Here is a 24,603-nt window from a genome sequence, read left to right as displayed (position 1 = left end):
GTGGCCGGGTGGCGGCGGGGGGGTGACGCACGCGGACAGCCAGAGGCTGGAGGCCAGCACCACGGAGGGCAGCGCGCGGGCACATGAAAGACGCGGGCCAGGACTCACTTCGTTCCCTCCCCGGACAGGCGCGGGCCCTCTTGCGGCGTCGAGCGCACGGGGCCGCTGATGCTGCCCACCAGCCCATCCGGGTAGGTGGCGTCCGCGGCGAGCGCCTGCTTGGGCTCCTTGAGCACCGGGTACTCCTTGGGCCGGAAGCGGTTGAGGGACTCCAGCGTGCGGCGCGTCCACTCGTTGGTGAGGCGGTTCTTCCGTGCCTCGGCCAGCGTGGCGGCGTAGCTCTCCACGGCGGCCTCTTCCAGCGCGGTGGTCTGCTGGACCAGCGCGTCCTGGTAGACGACCACCGCCTCCTCGCCCATCCGCTTCACCTCCGCCGGGACAGGCGTCTCGATGATGGTGTTGGCGAAGCGCTCCAGGGCGTAGCCCCGGCGGTAGAGCGCGGCCAGCGTCCACTCCAACTGCTTGTACGGGTAGACGCGCGCGTACGCGGTGTTGACGGACTTCACGCCGTTGCGCTTGGCCGTGAAGCTGCGCTCCAGCGCCTTGCCTTTGCCGCCAATCTTCAGCTTGTCGAACTTCTGGAACTCCAGCTCGGCCAGCTGGAAGCGGCTGTAGGCGGCGGCATCCGCGGCCAGCGGGTGCGTGTCCGGCTGGAGCTTGCGCCGGTCGAACTCCGCCGCGGACCGCGCCCAGGCGTTCTGCGCTTCGCGCGCGCTGCCCAGCTTCTGGTGGGCGTCTCCCATGCGCCGGTGCGCGTCCACCACCAGCTCCACCTGTCCGGACTGCGAGGCGAACTTGCGCACGAACTCCTGCAGCGCGCGGACCTCGCCACGGGGGTTGCCCTGCTTCTCGTAGATGATGGCGGCGCGGTACTGGTTCTTGGGCGCGTCCTCCGCCTTGGGGAACAGGTCCGCGTAGCGCATGAAGGCGGCGGCGGCCTCCGGGTAGCGCTGCTGGCCCTCCAGCAGGCGCGCGGCGTTGAACAGCGCCGCCTCCCGGTCCTTCGAGTCCGGGTAGTCCTTCACCAGCTTCTGGTAGCTGACGACGGCCTTGTCGAAGTCGTAGGAGTTCTCCGCGTTCACCGCCACGCGGAACAGCGCCCCGCCAGCCAGCGGGGACGACGGGTATTCGCGGTAGATGCGCTCGTACAGCTTCAGGGCGGAGTCGAAGCGGCGCGTGTTCTCATGCGCCACCGCGGCGTTGTTGAGGGCCTTGTCCGCGAACTCGTGGCGGGGCGACTCGTCCACCAGTTCGATGTACTTCGCCGCGGCCTCTTCGTACTTCGACTCGGCCATGAGCTGGTCGGCGAGCTTGAAGCGGCCGGCGAGCTTGAACTTCACCAGCTGCTTGTGCAGGTCGCTGGACGGGTCGATGACCTTGTCGTTGCTGGCCAGCCGCGCGCTGACGGACTCCACGCTCCGCCAGTCCTCGTCGATGAGGAAGGTCTCGATGGTGAGGTTGGTGGCGTAGCGGGCCACCTCGTGGCTCGGGTACGCCTGGATGATGGCCTCGAAGCGGCGGCGCGCCTCGGGGAAGTCGTCGTGCGAGTAGTACAGCTCCGCGGCCTGATAGGCGATGCCGGGCGCCTTCTCTCCAGCGGGCAGCAGGGCCACATAGGCGTCCGCGGCGGCCACCAGCTTCTGCTCGGTGGGCGCGAAGGGGCGGGGCTTCACGGCCTGGCCCGGAGGACGCTCCGTCGAGCGCAGCGCCTTGGACTCCGGCACCGTGCCCGCCTGGATGTCCAGCGTGAGCTGCTTCTGCCACGCGAGCACCGCATTGAGGGCCGCGTCCGGGCGGTGCTGGTTGGCCGCGTCCGTGTCGCGCACCTCTTCGTAGGCGCGCGCGGCGGCGGCGAACTGGAAGGCGTTGTAGAGGCACTCCGCGTAATAGAAGCGCATGTCGCCCGCGCTCTTCGTCCGCGGGAAGCGCTCCAGGTACGTGCCATACGCGCGGGCGGCGATGTCGAAGGCGCTCCGGGCCTGCTCGAACTTGCCCTCCTGCTTGAAGACCAGGGCTTGCTGATGGTGGTAGGTGGCGCTGCCGTACAGGCTGCGCTCGGCCAGCGCGTTGGCACGGGCGATGGCCGCCGTGTCGCCCTTGTTCTTCTCGTACCAGGCGCCGCCGGGCTGGTAGAGGTTGGCCAGGGCCTCGGACTCGGCGAAGGACAGGCCCAGCAGGCGGTCCCGCTCGTAGGCCTGGACGATGCGCTGCTGCACCAGGGGCGCGTCCGGCGCGTCCGGCGCCTTCTGCAGCACCCGGCGATAGGCCTCGATGGCCGGCGCGTGCTTCGTCTGGTCGAAGTAGACGTTGCCCAGCCGCTGGTACACCTCGGCCTCGTAGGGGCGCGGGCCACGCTCGGCGAAGAGCGCATCCGCCCGGGCGATGCCGCCCCACGTGTCGTCCGCCAGGGAGATGGCCACGTACTGGAGGGCTTCCTCGCGCAGGTCGCCGCCGGCCGTCGCGTCGCCCTTCGCCACGCGCTGGGCTTCGTAGAACTCCACCAGCGTCAGGAAGGACGCCACCGCTGGCTCGAAGCGGTCCAGGCGGTAGTACGTCCAACCGAGCTTGTAGAGCGCCTTGTCGTAGAGCGGGTGCGAGGCGTCGCGCGTGGCGGCCTCGTAGGCCTGCGCGGCCTTGGGCAGGGCCTGTGGGTCCTCGTAGTTGTCGAACCAGTACTCGCCGATGCGCACCCAGGACTCGGTGGCGAAGCGGCTCTGCGGGTAACGCGCGATGAGCTGCTGGTACGCGTGGAGGCTGTCGTCGTACTGGTCCTGCTTCTCCAGGCAGTAGGCCAGCAGGTACCAGGCGCCGTCGTTGAGGCGGTAGTCCGGGAAGGTGGCCAGCAGCTTGCGGTAGAGCGCGATGGAGGGCGCGTAGTCCACGCGAGGCTCGGTGGGGAACTCCGCGTCCGGGTTCTTGTCGTGCGCCTCCAGCCGCTCCGCGTAGTCCTTCATCGCCAGCAGGTGGTCGTCCGACGAGCGCTCGTAATACAGCTCCGCCAGGCGGAACATCACGTCCGGCGTGAAGCGCGGCTCGGTGGGGTAGCGGCGCAGGAACTCCTCGAACCGGGCAATGGCGTCCAGCCGCTCGCGGCGCTCCTGGGCCTCCAGGTCCTTGAGGCGCTTCTCGTAGGAGGCCGCCAGCGCGCCACGCTTCTGCTCATAGCGCTGCTCCACCAGCTCCTGCACCTCACGGTGGAACTCGCGCGCCTCGGACTCGTAGAGCTCCAGCGCGCTGCTCACCTCCTGGAACAGCGCCTCCTGTTCGGGCGTGCGTCCCATGCCCTGGAGGTAGGGGGCCGCGGGCGCGGCGGGAGCCTCCGCGGCGGAGGCGGGGCCAGCCAGGGCGAGCAGCGCGGCGAGGAGAGGGGAGCGCATCACTCCTTCACCTCGGACAGGACGTCCTGGAACTCGGCGTCCAGCTCGCGCAGCGCCTCGTCCTTCTGCGTGGAGAGCGTCTGGATGGCCGTCGTCTTGTCCTGCTTCTCGTTGAAGGCCACGTCCACCACGCCCACGTCCGCCTTGAGCACCAGGTCGTAGAACTGCTGTCGCACGCGGCGGATGCTGTCGTAGGCGATGCGGCCCACCAACTGCCTGGCGTCACCGGAGACGGCGGCGACTTCGGCCTCGTAGCGCTCCAGGAGCTGCTGCTCGGCCATGACCTTCTCGCGGTTGACGCGGCCCCGGCGCTCCAGCCGCTCGCGCACCACGTTCCGGGCCGTCGTCACGCGTTCGCGCAGGCCGTCCAGCCGGCCGCGCACGCCCTGGGTGCGCCGCAGCGTGGCCAGGACCTCCGCGTCCGCCCGGGGCTCCGCTTCGCGCAGGATGGCGTGCTCGCGCCGCAGGGAATCGGCATAGGCGACGCGGATGGCGCGCTCGCCGGCCAGGGTGGTGTCCACGGCGTTGCGCTCGTCCGCCAGCCGCGCGCGCGTGGCGGTCAGCTCCGTCTTGAGGTCCTTCAGCGTCTGGACCTCGGCCTGCAACTGCAGCAGGAACTCGCGCTCCTCGTCCGGAGGCGTCTGCCGGTGAGTCCGCGAGTCATCCACCCACTTGCGTATCGAAGCGGCGATGGCGTTGAGCGACTGAAGCTCGAAGTCGAGCCGGTGGGCCTCGCGGTCCAACTCGTCCACGCGCCGCTGCATGCGCTCGCGGCGGTCCTCCAGCGTCTTCAACGAGGTGGGCAGCGCGGAGAAGCGGCGCTCCAGGGCTTCACGCGCGTGCTGGGCCTCCGTCAGCCGCGCCAGCTCGGCGGGCGTGAGCACGGCCTGCATCGCGAGCGTCTCCACCCGCACCAGCTCCGCCTCCGCTTGGGTGAGGGCGGTGTCGACCGCGTCCGCGCGCGTGTTGGCCTCCTGCAGCTCCGGGAAGGTCTCCAGGCCGCGCGTGTCCAGGGCGTGGAGGATGCGCTGGGCAATGGCCGAGGCCTCGCTCCGGCCCCGGCGACCGCTGTCGATGTCCTCCACCGTCTGCACCGCGTCCGCCACCTCGCGCTGCGTGGTGGCGTACTTCAGCACCAGATGGGGCAGCACCGTGCGCATGTCCAGCGGGCCGTCCGCGCGCACCAGCAGCCGGTCGAAGTACGCCACCGGGTCGCTGTGCGAGCTCAGCAGCGCATCCACCTGCTCCCTGGGGGGCCGGAAGGTGTCGATGACCTGGGTATAGGTGTCGGTCGCCTCATCGTACCGGCGCAGCTTCTGGAGCAGGTTGCCCTGGAGGATGCGGCCTTCGGCGGCGAGCTGCGAGTCGGGCGCCACCAGCAGGAGGATGTCGATGGCGTTCTTCGCCTGCTGGTAGTGGCCCCGGCGCACGTGGACCCAGGCGGATTCGTAGAGGGAGTCGGGGAAGGACTCGCTGTCACGCGGCACCTGGCCATAGCGGTCCAGCGCGTCGTCGAAGCGGCCCGTCTCGTACAGCAGCCGCCCCAAAGACATCAGCGCCAGCTCGCGGATGCGGCGGGCTTCCTCCTCCGGCGTGGGCGCGGAGCGGCGAGGACCCGTCCTGCCCGGAGCGGCCTGTGCGGCCTGGGCGGAGGGCGGGGTGGCCAGCTGCTGGAAGCGGGTGATGGCCGCGGGCAGGTCACCTTCCTGCACGGACAACACGCCCAGGTGATAGGCGGCCTGGAGCCGGAAGGCGCCGTTGGGCGCCTGCGCCAGTGGCGTGAAGGCGGCGCGGGCCTGGGCGATGCGGTCCGCCGGAGACAGGTCCGTGCGTCGGAACAGCCACTTCGCGTGGACGTAGGCAATCTCCGGGGACAGCTGTCCACCGGACAGCGCGCGGGCCTGCGCCACGTAGGCCTCGACACCCTCGAAGTAATTGAGGCGGCCGGCCACCGTCAGGTAGCGCGACAGGGCCTCGCGGTAGTGCCCGGAGGTCGGGGGCAGGGCCAGCAGCTCGCGCAGGTACAGGCGCGCGCCAATGTCGTTGCGCTGCTCCAGGAGCGAGTCCGCCAGGTAGAACAGCGCGTCCGGATAGCGCGGATGCGGGCGGAAGCGCGGGTCGCTCACCAGGTCATAGAAGAGGACGGACGCCGCCGGCCAGTCGCCCAGCAGGTAGTGGATTTCGCCGTCGGAGAAGCGGCGCGCGAGGGCATCGTCGTCACTGGGCTCGGCGCGCTGGGTGAACTGCGTCTCCACGAAGCGGAGGTTCTCCTCGACGCCGAGCAGTCCCTTCTCCACCGCGTCGAGCCGCGGCGACAGGTCGCGCGCGGTCGGCGGGGGCGCGGGCACCTGCGCGGGCTCGGCGGAACGGACGGCCGCCGGCCCCAGCAGGACCGCCGCGAGAGCGAGGGCGCGGAGTGACGCGTTCACCGTCTGGTCCTCTACTGACCGGGAGTGGAACGGGTGACGGGCGGTGGTGCGGCGGGCGCGGCCTTGCGGCCCGACTCACGCGCGACGGAGACGTCGTAGCGCACCGCGGGCCGGTCCTTCAGGTCCGTGGTGATGCCGCCCTGCTCGTAGCCCACCACGTGCACGGTGGACGTCTTCCCCGGCTCCGCGCTGAAGGTGTAGCTGGACTGCACCTTGAACTTGTAGCCCTCCAGGTAGCTGAACACGCCGTAGCCATTGCCCCGGTACACGAGGCGCACGGCGAGCTGGTGCTGCCCCGGGACGATGCGGCCATTGAAGACCTCGAAGAGCTCGCGCTTGCCCAGGTCCGTGTGGCCCTCTTCATCCACCTGCGTGTAGACGGGCGCGCCGTCGAGCGCGTACGCCACCGACTCCAGTTCGAAGGAGCCACCCATCTCGTTCTTGTGGATGATGACGGCGCGAGCGCCCGTGGAGACGTCACCGCCCAGCACCGTCTCCTGCAACAGGAGCAGGCGCGCCTTGGAGCGGTAGATCTTCTCCTTCAGGTCGACGACGTTCTCCTCCAGCGTCTTCACGCGGGTGTCGAACGCCTCGTCCGCGGTCGCTGCGGCCGATGCCGACGGGGGAGCGGTTGCGGCGGGCTCCTGCGCGAGCGCCGGCCCACAGAGGGCGGCGCTCAGCAGGGCGAGGAGCGGGAAGGTGGCGGCGACACGCACGGTACGACCTCAGTGGGCAGACGGTCCGACCTGACGGCAAGGGAGGACATAGCACCCTTGCCTGTAGGACGTCTTGCCACGCCGTGGGCGGGGACCGGAGTCGCCCGCCTGGGCGCTTGCTTCAACCACCCTTCTTGAGCTCGGTGAGGACGAGCTTGGCCACGGCCTTGAGCGTGTCGAAGACGCCCACGCCCGTGGGAGCCACGGCCTGGTACTCCGGGATGTTGCGGGGGTTGAGCGCCTTGCGCATCTCCTCCACCGTCACCGCGTTGGGCAGGTCGCGCTTGTTGTACTGGATGACGTACGGAATCTTGTTCAGGTCGTAGCCCTGCTCCGCAAGGTTGATGCGGAGGTTCTCGAGCGACTCCATGTTCGCTTCCATACGTTCGATCTGGCTGTCTGCCACGAACACGACACCGTCCACGCCCTTGAGGATGAGCTTGCGGCTGGCGTCGTAGAAGACCTGACCGGGCACCGTGTACAGGTGGAAGCGCGTCTTGAAGCCGCGAATCTCACCGAGCGACAGCGGCAGGAAGTCGAAGAAGAGCGTGCGGTCCGTCTCCGTGGAGAGGGAGATGAGCTTGCCCTTCGTCTCCGCGGCGGTCTTGTTGTAGATGTACTGAAGGTTGGTCGTCTTCCCGCAGAGCCCGGGCCCGTAATAGACAATCTTGCAGTTGATTTCGCGGGATGAGTAGTTGATGAAGGACATGGCTTCCCGGGTTACTCGCTGAAGAGGTTGTCGATATCGTCGTCGGAGATCTCGGCGAAGGGCGACCCAGCTCCAGGACTGTCAGTCTTCTTCACCAGGCTCTCGAAGATCTTCGTGAGCTCGTCGCTGGCCTTCTTGATGCGAAGGCGGACGAGGCCGAGGCTGGTGCGGTTGTCAAAGATGACGACCAGCACGACCCGGCTGCCGACGATGGTCATGTACAGCGAGTCCTTGGCCCCCTCGTGGAACTGGTTGGGGAACTCGTTCTCCCCAATCAGCTTGGCCAGGCCACCCATCGCGGCCACGTTACCGGCCGTCAGCGAGGCCAGTGACGTGGTGTCGATGTTCTGCGTCTGACCCGCGGAGGAGATGAGCTGCCCGTTCTTGTCGACGAGGAAGACCACCTTCGCGTTCGCGTCCTTGGTAAGCCGGTCGCAAACGGCGTTGATCTTGGTGAACTCCTCTTCGTACATCACCAGTTGCGTGCCCATGGGCGTATGCGCTCCTCAGCGTTCGCTCGTCCCGCTCATGGCGACGCTCCGATGTTTCTAGAGTGAATCCACGAGGTTAGACGAGGCGCTACCGACCGTCAGGATGCTTAGCAAAGCGTATCCACTCCAGCAAGAAGCCTTCCGCTTCCTGGAGGAGGTTCCGTGCCCGTTCCCACGCCCTCCGGACGCACTGTGGGGTGGAGGCCACGGATCCGCACCCTGGGAGCGTGGGGCCTGAAAGAGCCCGTCCCACGGGGTTGGGGGCCTTCCCGGCTTTCTCTATACTCCGCTGCGTTTTGCCGCCCCCGCTTCTCCCGCGTTGCTTCGTGGCGCGCCTGGCGCTGGTGCTCCTCGTCCTGCTTGCCACGTCCCCCGCCCACGCGGAGGAAGTGGCCGAGCACGCCTCGTCGCGTCTTCGCTACGGGCTCTCCCTCCGTGACGGTCGTCAGGCGGATGTAGGGCCCGGGCTCACCTATGAGGGCTTCACGCCGAACGACGTGGCGGCCGTGGGCACTGCGTGGCTGGGCACGTCCTGGCTGGGCGCGTGGGCCGGGTTGCAGCGGGAGGCCTTCGACCTGCGGGAGGGCGCGCTGCGGATCACCGGTGGCAGCCTGTGGCGGGCCTCGGTGGGCCCCCGGGCGCGCGCCTTCCTGGGCCCGGTGCGCGCGGAGTTGGGCGCGGGCTATGGCTTCTCGCAGCTTCCCCACTTCAGTGACTCGGCCGAGCCCGTGTTCCTTAAGGGCGTGCGGCATGCGGCGGTGGTGGGCGGCCTGGTGCGATTTCCGCTGATGCTGGGGCTGCAGTTGGAGGCGCGCGGTGAGCTGCCGGTCTCGCTGTCGGTGCGCGACGCCACGGGCGCCCGGGCGGAGGCGACGGGGTTCTCCGCCGGTGGCGCGCTGCTGGTGCCGCTGCGGCGAGCGGAGCGCTGGACGGGCACGCTGGTGCTGGACTTCCAGCACGTGCAGGACACGGTGACGCTGGAGGATGGGACGCAGTCCCGGCAGCGCTTGCGGCGGATGGGCGCGGCGCTGGAGCTGGCGTGGCATGGCGGTGTCCGGACGACGCGGCCAGTGCCCGTGCCGGTGGTGGTGCCCGGGAGCGTGCGGTTTCACGTGCTCGACGCGCGGACGGGCGCGCCGCTGCCCGGAGCGCGGGTCATGGTGGAGGGTGAGGCGCACGTGGCGGACGCGCAAGGCCTCGTCGAAGTGGCGTCCCTGTCGCCCGGGCCGGTGTCCGCGCAGGTGACGGCGGAGGGATACGCGTCCGCGGAGGCGACGGCCACGGTGGAGGAGGGCACGCGCGCGGAGCTGGAGGTCCGAGCCGCGCCACTGCCGCCACCGACGGGCGCGCTGCGAGTGACTGTGGTGGATGCGCGGACGGGTGCGCCGCTGCCGGACATCCGTGTGTCGGTGGGCACGGCCCAGGTGCGCACGGACCTGGCAGGGCAGGTGGTGGTGAGGGACCTGGCTCCGGGGCCCGTGGCGGTCGCGGTGGCGTCTTCCGGCTTCCGGTCCGCGGATGAAGCGGCGGTGGTCCTCGCCGGGCAGGAGTCCACGCTGTCGGTGCCACTGGCGCCGGAAAAGAAGGGGACTCGGGCCACGCTGGTGGGACAGGTCCGCAGTGTGCGAGGGGGCAAGCCATTGGCGGCGACCCTCCTCATCACGAAGGCCCGGGTGCGCGCGCGCACGGATGCGAAGGGGGCTTTCAATGTCCAGGTGCGGGGTGGCACCTACCGCATCACCATCTCCGCGCGAGGGCATTTGTCCCAGACGAAGGTCATCACCCTGCGCGAGGGGGAGCGGACCATCCTCAATGTCGACCTCTTCCCGAGGAGGAAACGGTGAGTGCCCCGCGTTGTTGGTTCCTGGTCCTGCTGCTCCTCGTCGCGGGGTGTGATGATGACGCCGTGGCGCCGCCTCCCGGGCCCTCGGCGGTGGTCGATGCCGGCGCTGGCGAAGTGCTGGGCCGCCTGGAGGGTTTGAGCGGCGACGTGCGCCTGGAGCGAGGTGGCAAGCGGGCGCCCGCCGAAGAGGGGCCCTTGTACGGGGGCGACGCGGTGGAGACGGCCGCGGGTGGTGCGGCCACGGTGCGATTCCCGGATGGCCGTTCCGTGGAGGTGGGACCGGACGCGCGCTTCGCGCTGGGCGCGGACTCGGGAGGCATCGTGCTTCAAGTGGAGCGCGGCATCCTGTTGTCGCGCGTGCCCGCTGGTGCGACGCGCACGAGCCAGGGCTCGAAGGTGGCGCTGACCATCCGCACGCCCTTCGGCCTCACGCGCGTGGGGGCGGATGAACCCAGCGAGGTTCGCGTGCAGGTGGCCGAGGACGCGGGCCGCGTCGAGGTGCGGCTGGGCGCCATCGAGTTCGTGGGCCGCGATGGCAAGACGCTGCGCGCGTCCGAAGGCGACGCGGTGGAGGCGACGTCCGGCCGGACGGAGCTGGTGGCCCGCGGGGTGCGTGTCCTGGAGCTGGCGCCGATTCCGGTGACGGTACGGCTGGCGACGGGGCGCGCGGAGGTGCGGGCCAAGGGGGCGTCGGACTGGCGTCCGGTGGCGAAGCAGGGCGAGGTGCTCTCTCCGGGAGGCAGCGTGCGCACCCGGCGCGGAGGCTCCGCGGTGCTGGCGCTGGAGGGCTCGGCCACGGTGGCGTCTCTGGGCTCGGACGCGGAGCTGGTGCTGACGTCCGCGGAGCAGGGCGGCGCCACGGACGAGGCGCGCTTCGACTTGTTGAGGGGCTGGCTGAACCTGCAGCTCGCGCGAGGGCGTACCAGCCGGCTGGTGCTGCCGGGGCTGCAGGTGGAGGGCGGCGGTGAAGCGCGGCTGGCGGTGCGCCGCACGGCCGCGGGCTATCTGGTGGATGCGCTCACCGGACAGGTGACGCTGGTTCGCGGAGACGCCCGGCAGGCGCTGCGCGCGGGTGAGCGCGCCACGGTCGAGGCGTCCTCCGCGCAGGCGCCACGCGTCGAGCCGCTCGCGCCCGCGCCGCTGGCCCTGGGCGTAGTCGACGGCGCCGAGGTGTTCCATCCAGGACTGCAGGAGGTGGCCATCACCTGGGAAGGGGAGGGCGAGGCCATGGTGGAGGTCGCGGAGGACGCGGCCTTCACGCGGCCGGTGCTGTCAGGCACGGTGTACCGCCCCTTCATCAACGTGCCCGCGCCGGTGCGCGGCATGCTCCACTGGCGGGTGCGCCGCAAGGATGGGACGCAGGTGTCGGGAAGCGCGTCGTTCGCGCCGGAGCGCGCGGTGCGCTCGCTGGCGCGGGTGCGCAACGTGGTGCCCGAGGGGCCGGAGAAGACGACCATCTTCTACCAGGACAAGCCTCCGGCGGTGACCTTCACCTATGCCTCGGAGACCTCCGCGGCGCGCTACCGTGTGGCGGTGTACCGCGCGGGGGCATTGGATACGCCGGTGGCCGAACGCACCGTGACGGAGGCTCGCGCCGCGCTGGACGCCGGTGCGCTGAGCGAGGGCAACTACCTCTGGTCCGTCACGCCGCTTTCCGCCACGGGTGCACAGCTCAAGGGGGGACGGATGAACAAGCTGGAACTGGTCTACGACAACTCGGTGCCGGTGCTCATGGTGTCCACACCGCGCAACGGGCAGGCCGCGGGCGCGAAGGTGCGCGCGGCCGGTGTCGCACCTGTGGACGCCCGCCTATCCATCAATGGACGCCCGGTGGCGCTGGATGGCAAACACCGGTTCAACACCTGGGTGGAGCCGGTGGGCTCGCCGCCCGTATTGGTGTTTAAGATGACGCGTCCTGGTGCCCCGGCGGTCCATACGGTGCGCACTCTGAAACAGCGAGGGCCGTGAGGATGTCCCCCCCCCAGACGACCCTGCCTGTGACGGAAGCGGGCCTTGTGCCCCTGCTTCAGCCTTATGGCCCGTACGTGCTCGTGCGAAAGCTGGCCGAAGGCGGCATGGCGGAAATCTTCCTCGCCAAGCTGCTGGGCGCGGACGGCTTCGAGCGCAACGTCGTCATCAAGCGGATGCTGCCGCACCTGACGAACAACCCCGACTTCGTGGAGATGTTCCGGGACGAGGCGCGGCTGGCGGCGAAGCTGGCCCATCCGAACATCGTGCAGATTCAGGAGCTGGGCTTCGCGGATGGCTGCTACTACATCTGCATGGAGTACCTCGCGGGCGAGGACTTCTCCACGACGCTGCGGCTGGCCGGGCGCAAGCGCCACTACGTGCCGCTCCCCGTCGTGCTCCGCGTCCTCATCGACGCGGCGCGCGGGCTGCACTTCGCGCACGAGTTCACCAACGAGGCCGGGCAGCCGCTGAACGTCGTCCACCGCGACATCTCTCCGTCGAACCTGTACCTGACGTACCAGGGACAGGTGAAGGTGCTGGATTTCGGCATCGCCAAGGCCGAGTCGCGGCTCGTCAACACGCGCACGGGCGTGGTGAAGGGCAAGTACATGTACATGGCGCCGGAGCAGGCGCGCGGCAAGGAGGTGGACCGCCGCGCGGACATCTTCGCGCTGGGCGTGAGCCTGTACGAGGCGCTCACCCATGTGCGGCCCTTCTCCCGGGAGAACGACCTGGCGGTGCTCAACGCGCTGCTGCAGGGCGAGCTCAAGCCACCGCGCGAGCTGCGGCCGGACTTGCCCGAGGAACTGGAGGCCATCCTCCTGAAGGCCATGGCCTTCAAGCCGGAGGACCGCTACCCCACCGCGGAGGCGTTCGCGGACGCGCTGGAGACGTTCCTCTCGGAGCATCTCAGCGGCTCGGGCGCGATGCCGCTCGGCGCCTTCTTGAAGGGGCACTTTGGCGAGGAGCGCTTCACCGAGCGCTCACGCATTCCCACGCTGGCCACGCTCACCGCCACGTACGGAGGCGCCGCGGCAGGGGCGCAGGGGCAGGCTCCGGGGGCGGAGGCGCACGGGACGAACCTGTATGGCGTGCTTGCTCGGGAGGGGGATGCCACGTCCGCCCAGCGCCCCGGCATGTCCATGCGGCCTTCCTCGCCAGGCGTGCCTGCCCATGGCGCGGCCTCACGTGGGCCGACGTCGCCGGAGCCTGCGCCCACGGCCGGAGGCCGACGCTGGCGTACGCTGGCGGTGGGATTGGCGGGCGGCCTGATGCTGGCGGCGGCGGGCATCGTTGGATATCGGCAGTGGATGACGACGCCCGCTTCGGTGTCGCTGGTGCCGGCCACGGCGCCCGTCGTGGAGGCCGTGGCACCGGAGGCTGGTGCCGCTCAGGCCGACGCGCCGATGGAGGCCGTGGCACCCGTGGGGGCCGCCGCTGAGGCCGGTTCTCTGACGGACGCCGTGGCCAATGGGGCGGGTGGAGACGTGGCCGAGACGGATTCGGCGCGGCCTTCCGTGGATGCCGCTGGCGCGACGGAGACGGACGAAGCCGGACTTGCAGGAGCTGCGTCCGACGTCGAGCCGGAGGCGGATGAAGAAGGGGCGGACGCGGCACCTGTGCGGTCGAAGAAGGCCTCGTCGCAGAAGCGGGTGACGCTGGGCATCGACGACGTGCAGCGTGTCGTCTCGCGTGGACGGGCGCGCATCACCACGTGCTTCGAGCGCTACAAGGCGGACCTGCCTTCGAGCCAGGGCGAGGTGCAGGTGCAGCTCACCATCGTCTCGTCGGGCAAGGTGCGGGCGGGGACGCGGGGACCGCTGGCTTCGTCGGGCGTGGGCCGCTGCCTGGAGGCCCAGGCGGAGCGCCTTCGCTTCCCTCCTCACCGGGACCAGGAGGTCACGGTGGTGATGCCTTTCTCGTGGCGGGTGACGCAGTAGCGGCGCGAGGAAGCTCGCGCCGCCACCGCGCGTGGCCTAGAGGTCGCGGCGGGCGGAGAGTGCCTTGGCGAGCGTGGCCTGGTCGGCGAACTCCAGGTCGCCGCCCATGGGCAGGCCCTGGGCGATGCGGGTGACACGCAGGCCCATGGGCTTGAGCAGGCGGGTCAGGTAGAGCGCGGTGGCTTCGCCTTCGACGTCCGGGTTGGTGGCGAGGATGAGTTCCTCCACCCGGCTGTCGTTGAGGCGCTCCAGCAGCTCGCGGATGCGGAGCTGGTCGGGGCCCACGCCCTCCAGGGGAGACAGCACGCCGTGCAGGACGTGGTAGCGGCCCTTGAACTCACGGGTGCGCTCCAGCGCCATCAGGTCCGCGAACGTCTCCACGACGCACAGCACGCGCTCGTCGCGCCGAGCGTCCCGGCAGAAGTTGCAGGTCTCCGCGTCGGTGAGGGAGAAGCAGCGCACGCACAGGTGCACCTTCTCCTTCACCTCGCGAATGGCCTGCGACAGCTCCGCGGCATACTCACCCGGCGCCCGCAGGATGTGGAACGCGAGGCGCTGCGCGGTCTTCTCGCCGATGCCTGGCAGCTTCGCGAGCTGGGCGACGAGTCGATTCAGCGGATCGGGGGTCATCCGGTATCAGGTAATGCCGGGGATCTTGACGCCGCCGGAGATTTTCGCGAGCTCGCGCTGCATGTGCTGACGGCTGCTCGCCAGGGCGGCGTTCACAGCGGCGGTGATGAGGTCCTCGAGCATCGACGTGTCGTTGGGGTCGATGGCTTCCTTGTCGATCTTGATGCTGCGGATCTCCTGGATGCCGTTGGCGACGACGGTGACCCGGCCGTCACCGGCCTTGGCCTCCACGCTCTCTTCCGCCAACTGCTGCTTCCGCTCTTCAATCTTCTCCGTCAGCTTGTTCGCCTGCCGGATGAAGTAGTTCAGGTCGACGCCAGGCATATGCTTCCTCGGTGCTCGTGGGAGCGGGCGCCACGGACATGGCCCCGCCCCGGCGTGGAATGGGGCGCCACCCTACCGTTGCGCGAGGCGGTTGTCAGGCGCTGTCGTCGGAGGTGTCGTCCGCTGGCACGGCCCCGGGGCGCTCGGGCTCGTAGACCTGGATGTGTTCGATTTCGCCTCCCAGGAACTTGAGCACCGCCCGGACGGCGGGGTGGCTGCGGACCTTGCTGTCCGTGTTCTTCTCGTGGGCGGCGCGCGTCTGTGCGTCCTGGTCGGCCAGACTGGGGCCCAGACGGGGGTCGTCCGGAGACGCATCCTGGATGGTGAGCTTCACCTGGCGGCCGAAGTGCTCGGCCAGGGCCTTGTCCACGGCGGCCTTGCCCGCGGTGGAGTTGACGGCCATGCGGTGGAAGCCGGCCACGGGCAGGAAGCCGAGGACGATTTCGCCGTTCTTCATGGACATCAATCGCCCGTTGGAGAGCGCCGCGCCCTGCCGGGGATGGGAGGCCTTCACCGTCTCCACGGCGGCCCGCCAACGCTCGATGAGGGGCAGGTTGGGGTTGTCCCGAGAGCGGGTGACAGGGGGCGGCGGGGGCGGCTCTGGCTCTGGCTCGGACTCGTGCTGGATGACGAGCTCGGACGCAGGCGGCGGCGCGGCGGCGACTTCGGGGAGGCACTCGCCGGAGGCACAGCCTTCGGGGGAGTTCTCTTCGGGGTAGTAGCGCGCGTCCTCTTCCTCCGCGTAGGGCGGAGGTTCCGGCGGCGCGATGGGCTCGGGCCGGCGGATGTTGGTGACGCGGACCGATGGCGCGGGCTCGGTGGTGCGCGACAGCGGCGTGGCGCCCGCGGGGGGCACCGAGGGCGGAGGCGTAGGGGCCGTGGGCGCCTGGGCCGAGCCGCCGTTGCGGAGGAATGAGAGCGGGCGCGCGGCGGAAGGCGACAGTCCCTCCATCACCGGGCCGGAGGGGACCATCTGCGTGGCCTGGTAGCCCTGAGGGGACGGGGTGGCGCCGCCGCTGTTGCGGAGGAACGACAGGGGGCGGCTCGCTGCCGGTGACAGGCCGTCCAGGTGGGGCCCGGGCGGCGGCGGTTCGGCCGGATGCATGGCGCCGGGAGGCGCAATACGAGGCGGCTCGTCCTGACGCGTGGCTCCTACATGCGCGCTGCCATGGAAGGGCTCAGGCGGGCGAACCTCATCGGCGGCGGGCCTCGTGCGCGGCGGCTCGTCCTGGCGCACGGCCGCCATCGGCGCTGGCGGCTCGCTGGCGCGCACAGGCGTTTGCGCCACGGGCGCACCCCTCGCTTCCCACGGACGTGGGGTGGGGGCAGCCGCCTGCATCATGGAAGCGTCGTGTCGTGTTTCAGGCGCGAAAGTTCGTGGGACTGGAGCGACCTCCCGGCGCTCCAGCGTTCGACTTCGCAGAACCTTCACCCATCCCCGCCGCGAGCTTGTCCACGCGGGCAAGCAGCTCGGGAATCGAACCACCCGGCGACAACTGGATGGCCTTGAGCAGCGCCATCTCCAGGGCCAGCCGAGGCTGGGCCGCACGCGACACATCCCAGATGCAGCCGTGCACCACGTCGAACAAGCGCGTGAGCTGCGCGGCCTCCGCGTCCTGGGCCAGCGCCATCAGCGCCTTCTGCTCGGACTCGGCCAGCTCGTCGGGCGCCTTGCCCAGCGTCTTGGTGACGAAGAGATGCCGCAGTTGGAAGGCCAGCTCCTCGGCCAGGCGCTTCAAGTCCAGGCCGCGGTTGAAGACTTCCTCCACCCGCTCCAGCACCCGCTTCGCGTCCTTGTGGACGAGCGCATCGGCGAAGTCCTGCACCAACGTCCGGTCGATGGCGCCCAGCGCGTCGGCCACTTCCTCGTCGGAGGGGTTGGCGCCGCACGAGGCGAGCACCTGGTCCAGGAGGCTCAGCGCATCGCGCATGCCGCCTTCGGACTGGCGCACGACCAGCGACAGCGAGCGGTCGGAGATACCAGCGCCCTCCGCCTTGCAGATTTCCTGGAGACGCTGAAGCATCCGCGCCGCCGGAATCCGCCGGAAGTTGTGGCGTTGGCACCGCGACAGGATGGTGTCCGGGAGCTTGTGCGCCTCGGTGGTCGCGAAGATGAACTTCACGTGCCCGGGCGGCTCCTCCAGCGTCTTGAGCAGCGCGTTGAACGCCGCTCCCGAAAGCATGTGGACCTCGTCGATGATGTAGATTTTGTGCCGGTCCCGCTGGGGCAGGTACTTCGCGTTCTCGCGAATCTCGCGGACGTTCTCGACGCCGTTGTTGGAGGCACCGTCGATTTCCGCGACGTCCACGCTGGTGCCGGCGGCAATCTCCGTACAGGCGCGGCACTCGCCACAGGGCTGGGCGGTGGGGCCCTTCTCACAGTTGAGCGCCTTGGCGAGCAGTCGCGCGGCCGTCGTCTTGCCCACGCCACGAGGTCCACAGAACAGGTACGCGTGCGCGACCCGGTCCATCTTGATGGCGTTCGCGACCGTCCGGACGACGTGCTCCTGTCCGGTCATGTCGTCGAACTTCTGTGGGCGCCATTTGCGGGCGAGAACGAGGTAGCTCATGGGGGGCGTCATCTAAACACGGCGGCGTGAATGATCCATGTCGTTGCCCTCCCACGAGGTGGGATTCCACTCCCCGTCGGGCTCGGACCCTGGGCTGGCAGGCGAACGCTTCACACCTTGCGTCCGGGAACGCGGGCGGAAAGAGTCGGCCGCGCCCGTGTCCGCCCCCCTCCCTGCCACGCCCGCTGATTCCATCCCGACACCCGAGCCCACCTCTCTAACGCCCGGGGCCACGCCCCACGAGGCGCCGGTACGGAACTGGATGCGCTGGGTGCTAGGAACAGTGGCGCTGCTGCCTGGCCTCATCGCGGTGGTGCAGTTGGGTCGCATCCACCCGGATGAGGTGTACCAGTCGCTGGAGCCCGCGTGGTGGCGCGTCCACGGCTACGGCGTCCTGGCCTGGGAGTGGCGTGAGGGCCTCCGCAACTGGGCCGTGCCCGGCGTCCTGGCGGGCTTCCTCAAGCTGGCGGACCTGCTGGGCATCACCCACCCGCGGGCCTACCGCGTCGTGGTGGCCATTCCGCAGGTGGCCTTGCACGCCTGGAGTCTCTGGGCCGCGTACCGCTTCGCCCAGCGCCGAGCGGGGACCGCGGGGGGCCTGCTGTCGACGTTGCTCGTGGGGCTCTACGGGCCATTGCTCGTCTTCGCGGGGCGCACCATGGCCGAGTCGATTTCCGCCTCGCTGCTCATCGTCGCCGTGGAGGCGCTGGACCGGAGAGAGCGCCTCGCAAGGGCAGGGCTCGTGGGTGGCATGGCCCTGGGGCTGGCGGTGGTGGCCCGTTACCCGTCGGCCGTCTTCGTCCTGGCGGCGCTGGTGTGGCTGGCGGCGGCGAGCCGGTGGCGACTGCTCGCCTTCACGTGCGCTGGAGGATTGGGCGTGGCGGTGGCGCTCGGCGTGCTGGACTGGGCGACGTGGGGCTCGCCGTTCCACTCCTTCTTCGCCTATGCGCGCTTCAACGTCTTCTCGGGCAAGGCCGCGGCTCAGTTCGGAGCCGACGCACCCAGCTTCTACGTGAAGCCGCTGCTCACCGCCGTGCCGCTCTGGGCCTGGGCCGCAGTGCCCGTGGGAATCGCCGCGCTTCGCCAGCGCCGCGCCCTGTCCCTGCCGCTGTGGTGCGCCGCCGTGTACACCGGCGTGCTCCTGGCCACCGCGCACAAGGAGGAGCGCTTCCTCTATCCCGGCCTGGTGCTGGGCGTGCTGGCCGCGGCGCCACCCGTGGCGGCGGGCCTCGTCCAGCTTGCTCGGCCAACGGGGCGGTGGGGCCTGGCCGGACTCGCGCTGGCCGCAAGCATGAGCGCGGCCGCCTTCTTCCCACCCGGGGACCTGCGAGCAGACCAGTTCCGCGCGATTGTCGCCGCCGCCCGGGGCAATGCGCGGGGGCTGCTCATCGTCAATGAGGGGCTGTGGGGCTCGGGCGGCTACTTCTACCTGGGGAAGCGGATTCCCTGGCTCACCTGTGACTGGCCCCACGACGGCGCGTTCCAACGCGCGCTGCGGGACAGGACGTTCAACCGCGCCGTCACCTTCGAGGACCGCGCGCTCGCCGAGCTCCAGGCTGGCGGCTTCCAAATCGTCCGGAAGGTGGGCCGCGAGACGATTCTCTCCCGCGAGTAGGGGAGCGGCCAGCCCGCAAAGGCGAAGAGCCGGTGCCCTTGACAGGACACCGGCTCTTCAAAAAGGACGGCCGGGACACACGCGGAAGTACGCTACCGTTGCTTCCTTCCGGACCTGGCGGGGTTCACGCCCCCACGTTGTCCCGACCATAAAGAATGTAACCACGTACTGCAGAAACAACAACGGAGAGGGTGGGATTCGAACCCACGATACCCTTTCAGATATACACGCGTTCCAGGCGTGCGCCTTCAACCGCTCGGCCACCTCTCCAAAAATCTGGAGCGGAGAGCGTAGGATTCGAACCTACGATACCGTTGCCGGTATGCCTGATTTCGAGTCAGGTGCCTTCGACCACTCGGCCAGCTCTCCAGTATTCAATTGTCACGTTTCTTCGCACGCAAGCGCCCGAAAAACGTCTTCAAAAGCAGGCGGCTCTCGTCCGCCAGGATACCACTCGTGACTTGGAGCCGGTGATTGTGTCGAGGCTCTTCAACCAGGTTGTACAGCGAACCCACCGCACCGGCTTTCGGATCGAAGGCACCGAAAACGAGTCGTGTCACGCGAGACTGCACCAGACCTCCGGCGCACATGGCACATGGCTCAAGTGTCACATACAGGGTGACGCCTGAGAGCCGCCAGGCACCGATCTTCCGGGCTGCGGCATCCATTGCCAACATCTCTGCGTGAGCGAGCGGGTTGCGGTCCACTTCGCGGCGATTGAATCCAGTGCCAACGACTTCACCGTTGAACACCGCCACCGCACCTACGGGGACCTCTCCGAGTTCCGCTGCTTCCCGCGCGAGCGATAGCGCCTGCTGCATGAAAGCTTCGTCACTCATGGAGAACTGCTCGAAAGAAGTGGCGCTCCCTGGAGGATTCGAACCTCCGGCCTTCGGATTCGTAGTCCGACGCTCTATCCAGCTGAGCTAAGGGAGCATTTCTTCCGGCGCTGCTACAACAACAAGTGGCGGAGAGAGAGGGATTCGAACCCTCGATACCCTTTCGAGTATGCAGGTTTAGCAAACCTGTGCCTTCAGCCTCTCGGCCATCTCTCCAACTCTTCTCTGTCAAAGAGCCAACAAATTCAAGAACAAAAACTCGGAGGCGGTAGGATTCGAACCTACGGAGAGCTTGCACCCTCTGCGGTTTTCAAGACCGCTGCCTTCAACCGCTCGGCCACGCCTCCATACCATCAGGGCCGACTAGGCACCCCGCGGACCGACGTCCGTGGGGCCGCCCTTCTACCTGATTCTTCGCGCGTTGCAAGCCGGATTCAGACTCAAATCGGTTTCAGTTCCTTCAAGCCGCCCATGTACGGCACCAACGCCTCCGGAATGGCCACGCTTCCGTCCTCGCGCTGGTAGTTCTCCAGGATGGCGATGGTCGTCCGGCCTACCGCCAGGCCGCTGCCGTTGAGCGTGTGGGCGAGCTGGGGCTTGTCCCCCCTCTGGGCCCGGTAGCGAATCTTCGCCCGGCGGGCCTGGAAGTCGCCGCAGTCAGAGCAGGACGAAATCTCCCGGTAGCTGTTCTGTCCGGGGAGCCAGACCTCGATGTCGTACGTCTTCCGGGCGGCGAAGCCCATGTCTCCGGTGCACAGGAGCATGACGCGGTGGTGGAGGCCCAGGCGGCGGAGGATGTCGCAGGCGTCGTCCGTCATGGTCTCGAGTTCGTCCAGGCTCTTCTCCTGGTGGGCGAACTTCACCAGCTCCACCTTGTGGAACTGGTGCTGACGGATGAGGCCGCGGGTGTCCTTGCCGGCGGCGCCCGCCTCGGCCCGGAAGCTGGGGCTGAAGGCGCAGTAGCGGATGGGCAGGGACTCGCCCTCGAGGATTTCGTCCGCGTGGTAGTTGGTGACGGGCACTTCCGCGGTGGGGATGAGGAAGCGCTCCGGCTCGCCCAACGTCTTGAAGGCGTCGTCCTCGAACTTGGGGAGCTGACCGGTGCCCATCATCGTCTCGCGCAGCACCAGGTAGGGCGGGAGCAGCTCCGTGTAGCCCTTGCTGGTGTGCACGTCGATCATGAAGGTGACGAGCGCCCGCTCCAGCCGGGCCAGTGCGCCCTTGTAGAAGGTGAAGCGGCTGCCAGACACCTTGGCGGCGCGCTCGAAGTCGAGCATGCCCAGCTTCTCACCCAGCTCGAAGTGCTGCTTGGGGGCGAAGAGCAGGTCGGGCTTCTGTCCCCAGATGCTCACCTGGACGTTGTCTTCGGCGCCGCCGCCCTCGGGGACGGACTCATGGGGCACGTTGGGGATGAGCAGGAGGATGCGGTTGAGCTCCTCCTCCACGTCCTTGAGGCGCGCTTCCTTCTCCTTGATTTCCTGGGAGACGGCGCGGAGGTCACCGCGGAGCGCGTCGAGCGCCTTCGGGTCCTCCTTCGCCTTGCGCTTCATCTCCTCGTTGGCGGCGTTGCGGCGCGCGGCCAGCGACTCCACGGAGACATACAGCTCGCGGCGCTCGGCGAAGAGCCGCTGGAAGGGGCCCAAATCCAGGTTGCCGCCCCGCGTCTTGAGCCGGGCGACCACCGCATCGAAGTTCTGCGCAACGTTCCGGAGGTCCAGCATGGAGCACGCCTTGTAGTCACCCCCGGTGAGGCCAGCAAGGTTCCTCACGTCTGGGGTGCTCAAGGCCGGACGCCGCCCCCCCTTCCGCCCTGACTCCGTGGGGGAGGGGAGGCGCCGGGCGCGGAGACGTCCGGCGGACGACGACCTCAGTTCTGCAGGTCGTAGATTTCGTCCTCGATGTCCTTCTTGTCGGTCGCGTCCGGCTTGCGGGAGAGGTAGTCCTTGAAGGCCTGCACGGCCTCCCGGCGCTTGTTGCGCTCCTTATAGGCGAAGCCCAGGTAGTAGTAGGCCATGGGGTTCTCCGAATCGAGGCTGGTGGCCTTGCGGTACCAGTCGATGGCCTTGGCGTGCTGGGCCTGCTCGGTGAAGGCGCGGGCCACCTTGTAATAGACGTAGGTGAGCTTGGGGTCCGCCTTCAGGGCCGACTGGTACCGCTTGATGGCGTCGTTCCAGCGCGCGGCGGCGAAGTACGCATCACCAATGGAGCCCAGCACCCGCGTGCGGCGGGGGTCGGCCTTGAGGCTGGCTTCGAACGAGGTGATGGCCTCGTCGAACTGGCTGCCCTCCAGCAGCGCATGGCCGAGCGCCTCGTGGGCGTCCGCGTGGGCGCCATCCAGCTCCACCGTCTTGCGCCACGCGCTCATGGCGTCCGGCAGGTTCTTCGCGTCCCGCAGGATGACGCCGTAGGCGTAGTGGTAGTCGGGGCGGTTGGGGGCCCGCTCCACGGCCTTGCGCATGCTGTCCAGCGCCTGGGTGAACTCCAGCCGCTTCGCCTTCACCAGCGCCAGGTAATAGAGCGCCTCGTGGTTGGAGGGCTCGTTGCTCAGCGCGAGGCCCAGGTTGCTCTCCGCGCCCGGCAAATCGCCCCGCTCCAGCAGCACGGCGCCCAGCGTAATCGGGATGGTGGTGGAGCGCGGGTCCTCCGTCTTGGCCTTCTCCAGCTCCGCCACGGCCTCTTCCAACTGCCCCAGGCGCCACAGCACGAGCCCGCGCTGCAGCCGGCCGTCCTTCAGCAGGTGCGGGTCCAGCTCCAGGGCGCGGTTGGCCTCCACCTTCGCCGTCTCCAGGTCGTCCGTCAGCAGGGCCACGCGGGACAGGCCCAGGTGGGCGTCCGCCAGGATGGGGTCGAGCTTCACGGAGCGCTCGAATTCCTGCTGGGCCAGCAGCGTGTTGTTCTCCGCCAGGGCCAGCTCGCCGAGGCCCGCGCGCACGCCCGCGTTCTCCGGTGCCTTCTTCGCCGCCTCCTCGAGCTGAGGCCGCGCCTCCGCGTTGCGGCGCTGGGCCAGGTAGAAGCGGCCCAGGTAGAGGCGGGCCTCCACCAGGTTGTCGTCCGCGGCGATGGCGCGCTTGTAGTGGCCCTCCGCGTCGGAGAGGTTGTCGAGCGCGTCCTCGATGCGTCCGTAGAGGTAGGCGATGCGCGCCTCGTTGGGGAACACGCCGTTGGCCTTCTTCACGGCCTCCAGCGCGTCCTGCATCTTCCCGGTCATCACCAGCGCGGTGATGTGGCCGTCCGCGAACTCCAGGTTGTTGGGCTCCTCGGTCGCCAGCGCCTTGTAGATGGGCAGGGCGCCTTCGAAGTTGCGCTGGGCGCGCAGCACCCGCGCCAGCTGCCCCCGGAGGAAGGTGGACTTCGCGTCCATTTCCAGGGCGGCCTTGAGCTCGGCCTCAGCCTCCTTCGGCTGGTGCTTCTGGAACATCGCCACGCCCTTGAGGCCGCGGGCGCGCGCCAGCTCCGCGGGGCCCAGCGCGGACTGGACGTCCTCGGCCAGCGCCCGCTCAACGGCCTCCGTGCCCTTCGCCACGTCCTTGCGGACCAGCAGCTCCACCGCGGCCAGCTCCACCGCGGAGGCCACGTGCTTGGGGTCCGCTTCCAGGGCCGCGGCATAGGCGGCGGCGGCTTCGTCGGCGCGGTCGGCGGCCTGGTGCAGGTTGCCCACGGCGTGGTGGGCCTTGGCGGACTTCGGGTTCTTCGCCAGCACCTTGTTCAGCGTGTCCAGGGCGCGCTTCTCGTCGCGCTTCTGCGAGTAGGCCTCGGCCAGCAGGAAGGCCAGCTCCAGGTCGCCCTGGGTGTCCTCGCGGCCGTAGGCGCCGCTCAGGGTGGGGATGACCGAGTCCGCCTGCCGGGAGGTGAGCGCGATCGCCGCGGACGCCTTGATGACGTCCACGTCCTTCTCTCCCAGGAACTCGATGTCCGCCAGGTCCTGACGGCAGCGGCTCAGCTCGTTCGGATTGCCCGCGGCGTAGCGGCGTTGGAGGTAGTAGACGGACTGGCACCACAGCGAGCGCACCTCCGGGTACTCCTTCTGCGCGAGCACCTTGGCGCTGAGCTCGCGGGCCTGCTTGTAGCTGGCGAAGGTGTCCGTGAGCAGCGCCTGCTTCGCGTCCGCCACCTGCTTCGCCTCGGCCGAGCCTTCGGAGATGCGGGGGGGGAAGAGGGCGCGGCGGCCGAAGGCACCGTAGCGCGTGCCGAACTCCGTGCCCGCGCCGATGCCCGCCACCACCACGGCGACGCCCGCGGCAATCATCATCGGGACGCGCTTCTTCCACTTCTCCGTGTTGCCGCTGCGGTCCACCACGGACACCGCGGCCATGCGGCCTTCATAGAGCTGCTCCAGCCGCTTCATGTTGGCCTGCGGGCTGGCGCCGTCCACGCGGGGCGCGTCGACGACGGCCGCGGCAGGCGCCGCGGTGGGCGTCACCAGCTTGGCGGGGCCTTCCATGAGCCGCTGGATGGCGGCGGCGAAGGTGGGCACCGTGCCGATGGCGGACCAGGTCTCCGAGTCCAGCGACACGTCCTCGTTCCCGAGGAGCTGCCCGTCCTCGAGCATCTTGACGATGACGCCCTCGTCGAACGGGCCGAACACCTTGCCCGAGCGCCGGCGGACGTGGAAACGGCGCACCTTGGCGCCCGCCTGGGCGCCGCCGTCCTTGCCCGCGGCGTCGTCGATGAAGGACAGCATCTCCAGGCCGTCCGCAGGGCCCGCATTGGGCGGCGGCGGCAGCGGGTCGGAGAGGTCCGCTTCCAGGTCGTCATCCGGCCGGGCGGTGGGGTCGAACTCGAGTGAGTCCGGGATGCCGGGCGAGGAAGGCGCGCCGAAGTCCACGTCACCGAAGTCCACGGCCGGGTTGACGGCGACGGCTGGCGCGGGGGCCGGGGGCTCCGAGAAGTCGATGGCGAACGGGTCCGCACCCGGCGCTGGCGCGGAGCCGAAATCGGCGGCGAACGGATCCGCCGCGGGGGCGGGGGCCGGTGGGGCGCTGAAGTCGACGGCGAACGGGTCCGCACCGGGCGCGGGTGGCTCGTTGAAGTCGAACGACAGGTCCGGTGCGGCGGGGGCCGGCAGGTCCGCGAACTCCAGGGCCTGGGG

Annotated in this window: 16 protein-coding genes, 5 tRNA genes and 1 other RNA gene; 4 read left to right on the top strand and 18 right to left on the bottom strand. The window is 69.4% G+C overall.

All coding sequences use genetic code 11. The features are described 5' to 3' along the window. Positions 1–104: 104 nt before the first annotated feature. The 5 genes from FL344_RS33425 to mglB all read right to left on the bottom strand — a co-directional run bounded on the left by FL344_RS33425 (position 105) and on the right by mglB (position 7,782). A complete protein-coding gene (locus FL344_RS33425; RefSeq protein ID WP_194863348.1) occupies positions 105–3,437 on the bottom strand; it encodes a tetratricopeptide repeat protein in 3,333 nt (1,110 codons plus the stop codon). Continuing rightward, on the bottom strand, positions 3,437–5,866 hold the full coding sequence (locus tag FL344_RS33420) for a tetratricopeptide repeat protein (RefSeq protein ID WP_141621364.1): 2,430 nt from the start codon (positions 5,864–5,866) through the stop codon (positions 3,437–3,439). The genes FL344_RS33425 and FL344_RS33420 overlap by 1 nt, the downstream gene beginning before the upstream one ends. Positions 5,867–5,877: 11 nt before the next feature. Beyond that, positions 5,878–6,582, bottom strand: coding sequence for a dihydrolipoamide acetyltransferase (locus FL344_RS33415; protein ID WP_141594006.1), 705 nt, complete (start codon positions 6,580–6,582; stop codon positions 5,878–5,880). A gap of 121 nt (positions 6,583–6,703) precedes the next feature. Beyond that, positions 6,704–7,291 carry a gliding-motility regulator Ras-like GTPase MglA gene (mglA, locus tag FL344_RS33410; RefSeq protein WP_002637269.1) on the bottom strand — a complete coding sequence of 196 codons (588 nt, stop codon included), beginning with the start codon at positions 7,289–7,291 and terminating at the stop codon, positions 6,704–6,706. Between the two features lie 11 nt (positions 7,292–7,302). After that, a complete protein-coding gene (gene mglB / locus FL344_RS33405) occupies positions 7,303–7,782 on the bottom strand; it encodes a gliding-motility regulator GTPase-activating protein MglB (protein WP_002637270.1) in 480 nt (159 codons plus the stop codon). A 197-nt stretch (positions 7,783–7,979) separates the two neighbouring features. On the opposite strand from mglB, the gene FL344_RS33400 reads away from it, so the two are divergent. Genes FL344_RS33400 through FL344_RS33390 form a run of 3 tightly spaced genes read left to right on the top strand, consistent with a single transcriptional unit; the run spans position 7,980 to position 13,536 of the window. Continuing rightward, complete coding sequence (locus tag FL344_RS33400; RefSeq protein ID WP_141621363.1) at positions 7,980–9,626, top strand: carboxypeptidase regulatory-like domain-containing protein; 1,647 nt, start codon at positions 7,980–7,982, stop codon at positions 9,624–9,626. Beyond that, complete coding sequence (locus FL344_RS33395; RefSeq protein ID WP_141621362.1) at positions 9,623–11,593, top strand: FecR domain-containing protein; 1,971 nt, start codon at positions 9,623–9,625, stop codon at positions 11,591–11,593. The genes FL344_RS33400 and FL344_RS33395 overlap by 4 nt, the downstream gene beginning before the upstream one ends. A gap of 2 nt (positions 11,594–11,595) precedes the next feature. Next, entirely contained in the window at positions 11,596–13,536 is a 1,941-nt protein-coding gene (locus FL344_RS33390) for a protein kinase (protein ID WP_141621361.1), read from the top strand. 36 nt (positions 13,537–13,572) lie between these two features. On the opposite strand, the gene recR is transcribed toward FL344_RS33390, so the two are convergent. The 4 genes from recR to dnaX all read right to left on the bottom strand — a co-directional run bounded on the left by recR (position 13,573) and on the right by dnaX (position 17,060). Then, the gene (gene recR, locus FL344_RS33385) at positions 13,573–14,166 is read right to left on the bottom strand and encodes a recombination mediator RecR (protein ID WP_011552029.1); all 594 of its coding nucleotides are present in this window, start codon (positions 14,164–14,166) and stop codon (positions 13,573–13,575) included. 6 nt (positions 14,167–14,172) lie between these two features. Continuing rightward, positions 14,173–14,490: a YbaB/EbfC family nucleoid-associated protein gene (locus tag FL344_RS33380; protein WP_011552030.1), complete on the bottom strand. Its 318-nt coding sequence runs from the start codon at positions 14,488–14,490 to the stop codon at positions 14,173–14,175. A 94-nt stretch (positions 14,491–14,584) separates the two neighbouring features. Continuing rightward, positions 14,585–15,595 (bottom strand): DNA polymerase III subunit gamma/tau, encoded by a 1,011-nt coding sequence (locus FL344_RS33375; protein WP_228565556.1) that lies wholly within the window; start codon positions 15,593–15,595, stop codon positions 14,585–14,587. A 256-nt stretch (positions 15,596–15,851) separates the two neighbouring features. Continuing rightward, positions 15,852–17,060 (bottom strand): DNA polymerase III subunit gamma/tau, encoded by a 1,209-nt coding sequence (dnaX, locus tag FL344_RS33370; RefSeq protein WP_090491909.1) that lies wholly within the window; start codon positions 17,058–17,060, stop codon positions 15,852–15,854. A gap of 157 nt (positions 17,061–17,217) precedes the next feature. Here dnaX and FL344_RS33365 point away from each other — a divergent pair, with 157 nt between their 5' ends. After that, positions 17,218–18,675, top strand: a complete 1,458-nt coding sequence (locus FL344_RS33365; protein WP_228565555.1) for a glycosyltransferase family 39 protein — start codon at positions 17,218–17,220, stop codon at positions 18,673–18,675. Positions 18,676–18,735: 60 nt separating this feature from the next. Here FL344_RS33365 and ffs read toward each other — a convergent pair. The 9 genes from ffs to FL344_RS33320 all read right to left on the bottom strand — a co-directional run. Continuing rightward, an RNA gene (ffs, locus tag FL344_RS33360) (signal recognition particle sRNA small type) lies at positions 18,736–18,828 on the bottom strand. A gap of 30 nt (positions 18,829–18,858) precedes the next feature. After that, a tRNA-Ser gene (locus FL344_RS33355) sits at positions 18,859–18,945 on the bottom strand. A 12-nt stretch (positions 18,946–18,957) separates the two neighbouring features. Then, positions 18,958–19,044 (bottom strand) — tRNA-Ser (locus FL344_RS33350). Positions 19,045–19,049: 5 nt separating this feature from the next. After that, positions 19,050–19,514, bottom strand: coding sequence for a tRNA adenosine(34) deaminase TadA (gene tadA / locus FL344_RS33345; RefSeq protein WP_090491911.1), 465 nt, complete (start codon positions 19,512–19,514; stop codon positions 19,050–19,052). A gap of 20 nt (positions 19,515–19,534) precedes the next feature. Continuing rightward, a tRNA-Arg gene (locus FL344_RS33340) sits at positions 19,535–19,611 on the bottom strand. 29 nt (positions 19,612–19,640) lie between these two features. Further along, positions 19,641–19,730 (bottom strand) — tRNA-Ser (locus tag FL344_RS33335). Between the two features lie 44 nt (positions 19,731–19,774). Next, positions 19,775–19,861 (bottom strand) — tRNA-Ser (locus FL344_RS33330). 93 nt (positions 19,862–19,954) lie between these two features. Continuing rightward, entirely contained in the window at positions 19,955–21,235 is a 1,281-nt protein-coding gene (gene serS, locus FL344_RS33325) for a serine--tRNA ligase (RefSeq protein ID WP_141594009.1), read from the bottom strand. A 146-nt stretch (positions 21,236–21,381) separates the two neighbouring features. Beyond that, positions 21,382–24,603, bottom strand: a 3,222-nt coding sequence (locus FL344_RS33320; protein WP_141621359.1) for a tetratricopeptide repeat protein, incomplete at its 5' end; no start/stop codon positions are given.

The organism is Myxococcus sp. AB036A (genome assembly GCF_006547355.1).
Classification (GTDB): domain Bacteria; phylum Myxococcota; class Myxococcia; order Myxococcales; family Myxococcaceae; genus Myxococcus; species Myxococcus virescens.
This window is presented reverse-complemented; position numbering and strand designations above follow the sequence as displayed.

Bases quoted from the DNA above. Each gene is read 5' to 3' on its own strand.
- FL344_RS33425 (WP_194863348.1), bottom strand. From the start codon at position 3,437: ATGCGCTCCCCTCTCCTCGCCGCGCTGCTCGCCCTGGCTGGCCCCGCC.
- mglA (WP_002637269.1), bottom strand. From the start codon at position 7,291: ATGTCCTTCATCAACTACTCATCCCGCGAAATCAACTGCAAGATTGTC.
- mglB (WP_002637270.1), bottom strand. From the start codon at position 7,782: ATGGGCACGCAACTGGTGATGTACGAAGAGGAGTTCACCAAGATCAAC.
- FL344_RS33390 (WP_141621361.1), top strand. From the start codon at position 11,596: ATGTCCCCCCCCCAGACGACCCTGCCTGTGACGGAAGCGGGCCTTGTG.
- recR (WP_011552029.1), bottom strand. From the start codon at position 14,166: ATGACCCCCGATCCGCTGAATCGACTCGTCGCCCAGCTCGCGAAGCTG.
- FL344_RS33380 (WP_011552030.1), bottom strand. From the start codon at position 14,490: ATGCCTGGCGTCGACCTGAACTACTTCATCCGGCAGGCGAACAAGCTG.
- FL344_RS33375 (WP_228565556.1), bottom strand. From the start codon at position 15,595: ATGCATCCGGCCGAACCGCCGCCGCCCGGGCCCCACCTGGACGGCCTG.
- dnaX (WP_090491909.1), bottom strand. From the start codon at position 17,060: ATGAGCTACCTCGTTCTCGCCCGCAAATGGCGCCCACAGAAGTTCGAC.
- tadA (WP_090491911.1), bottom strand. From the start codon at position 19,514: ATGAGTGACGAAGCTTTCATGCAGCAGGCGCTATCGCTCGCGCGGGAA.
- serS (WP_141594009.1), bottom strand. From the start codon at position 21,235: ATGCTGGACCTCCGGAACGTTGCGCAGAACTTCGATGCGGTGGTCGCC.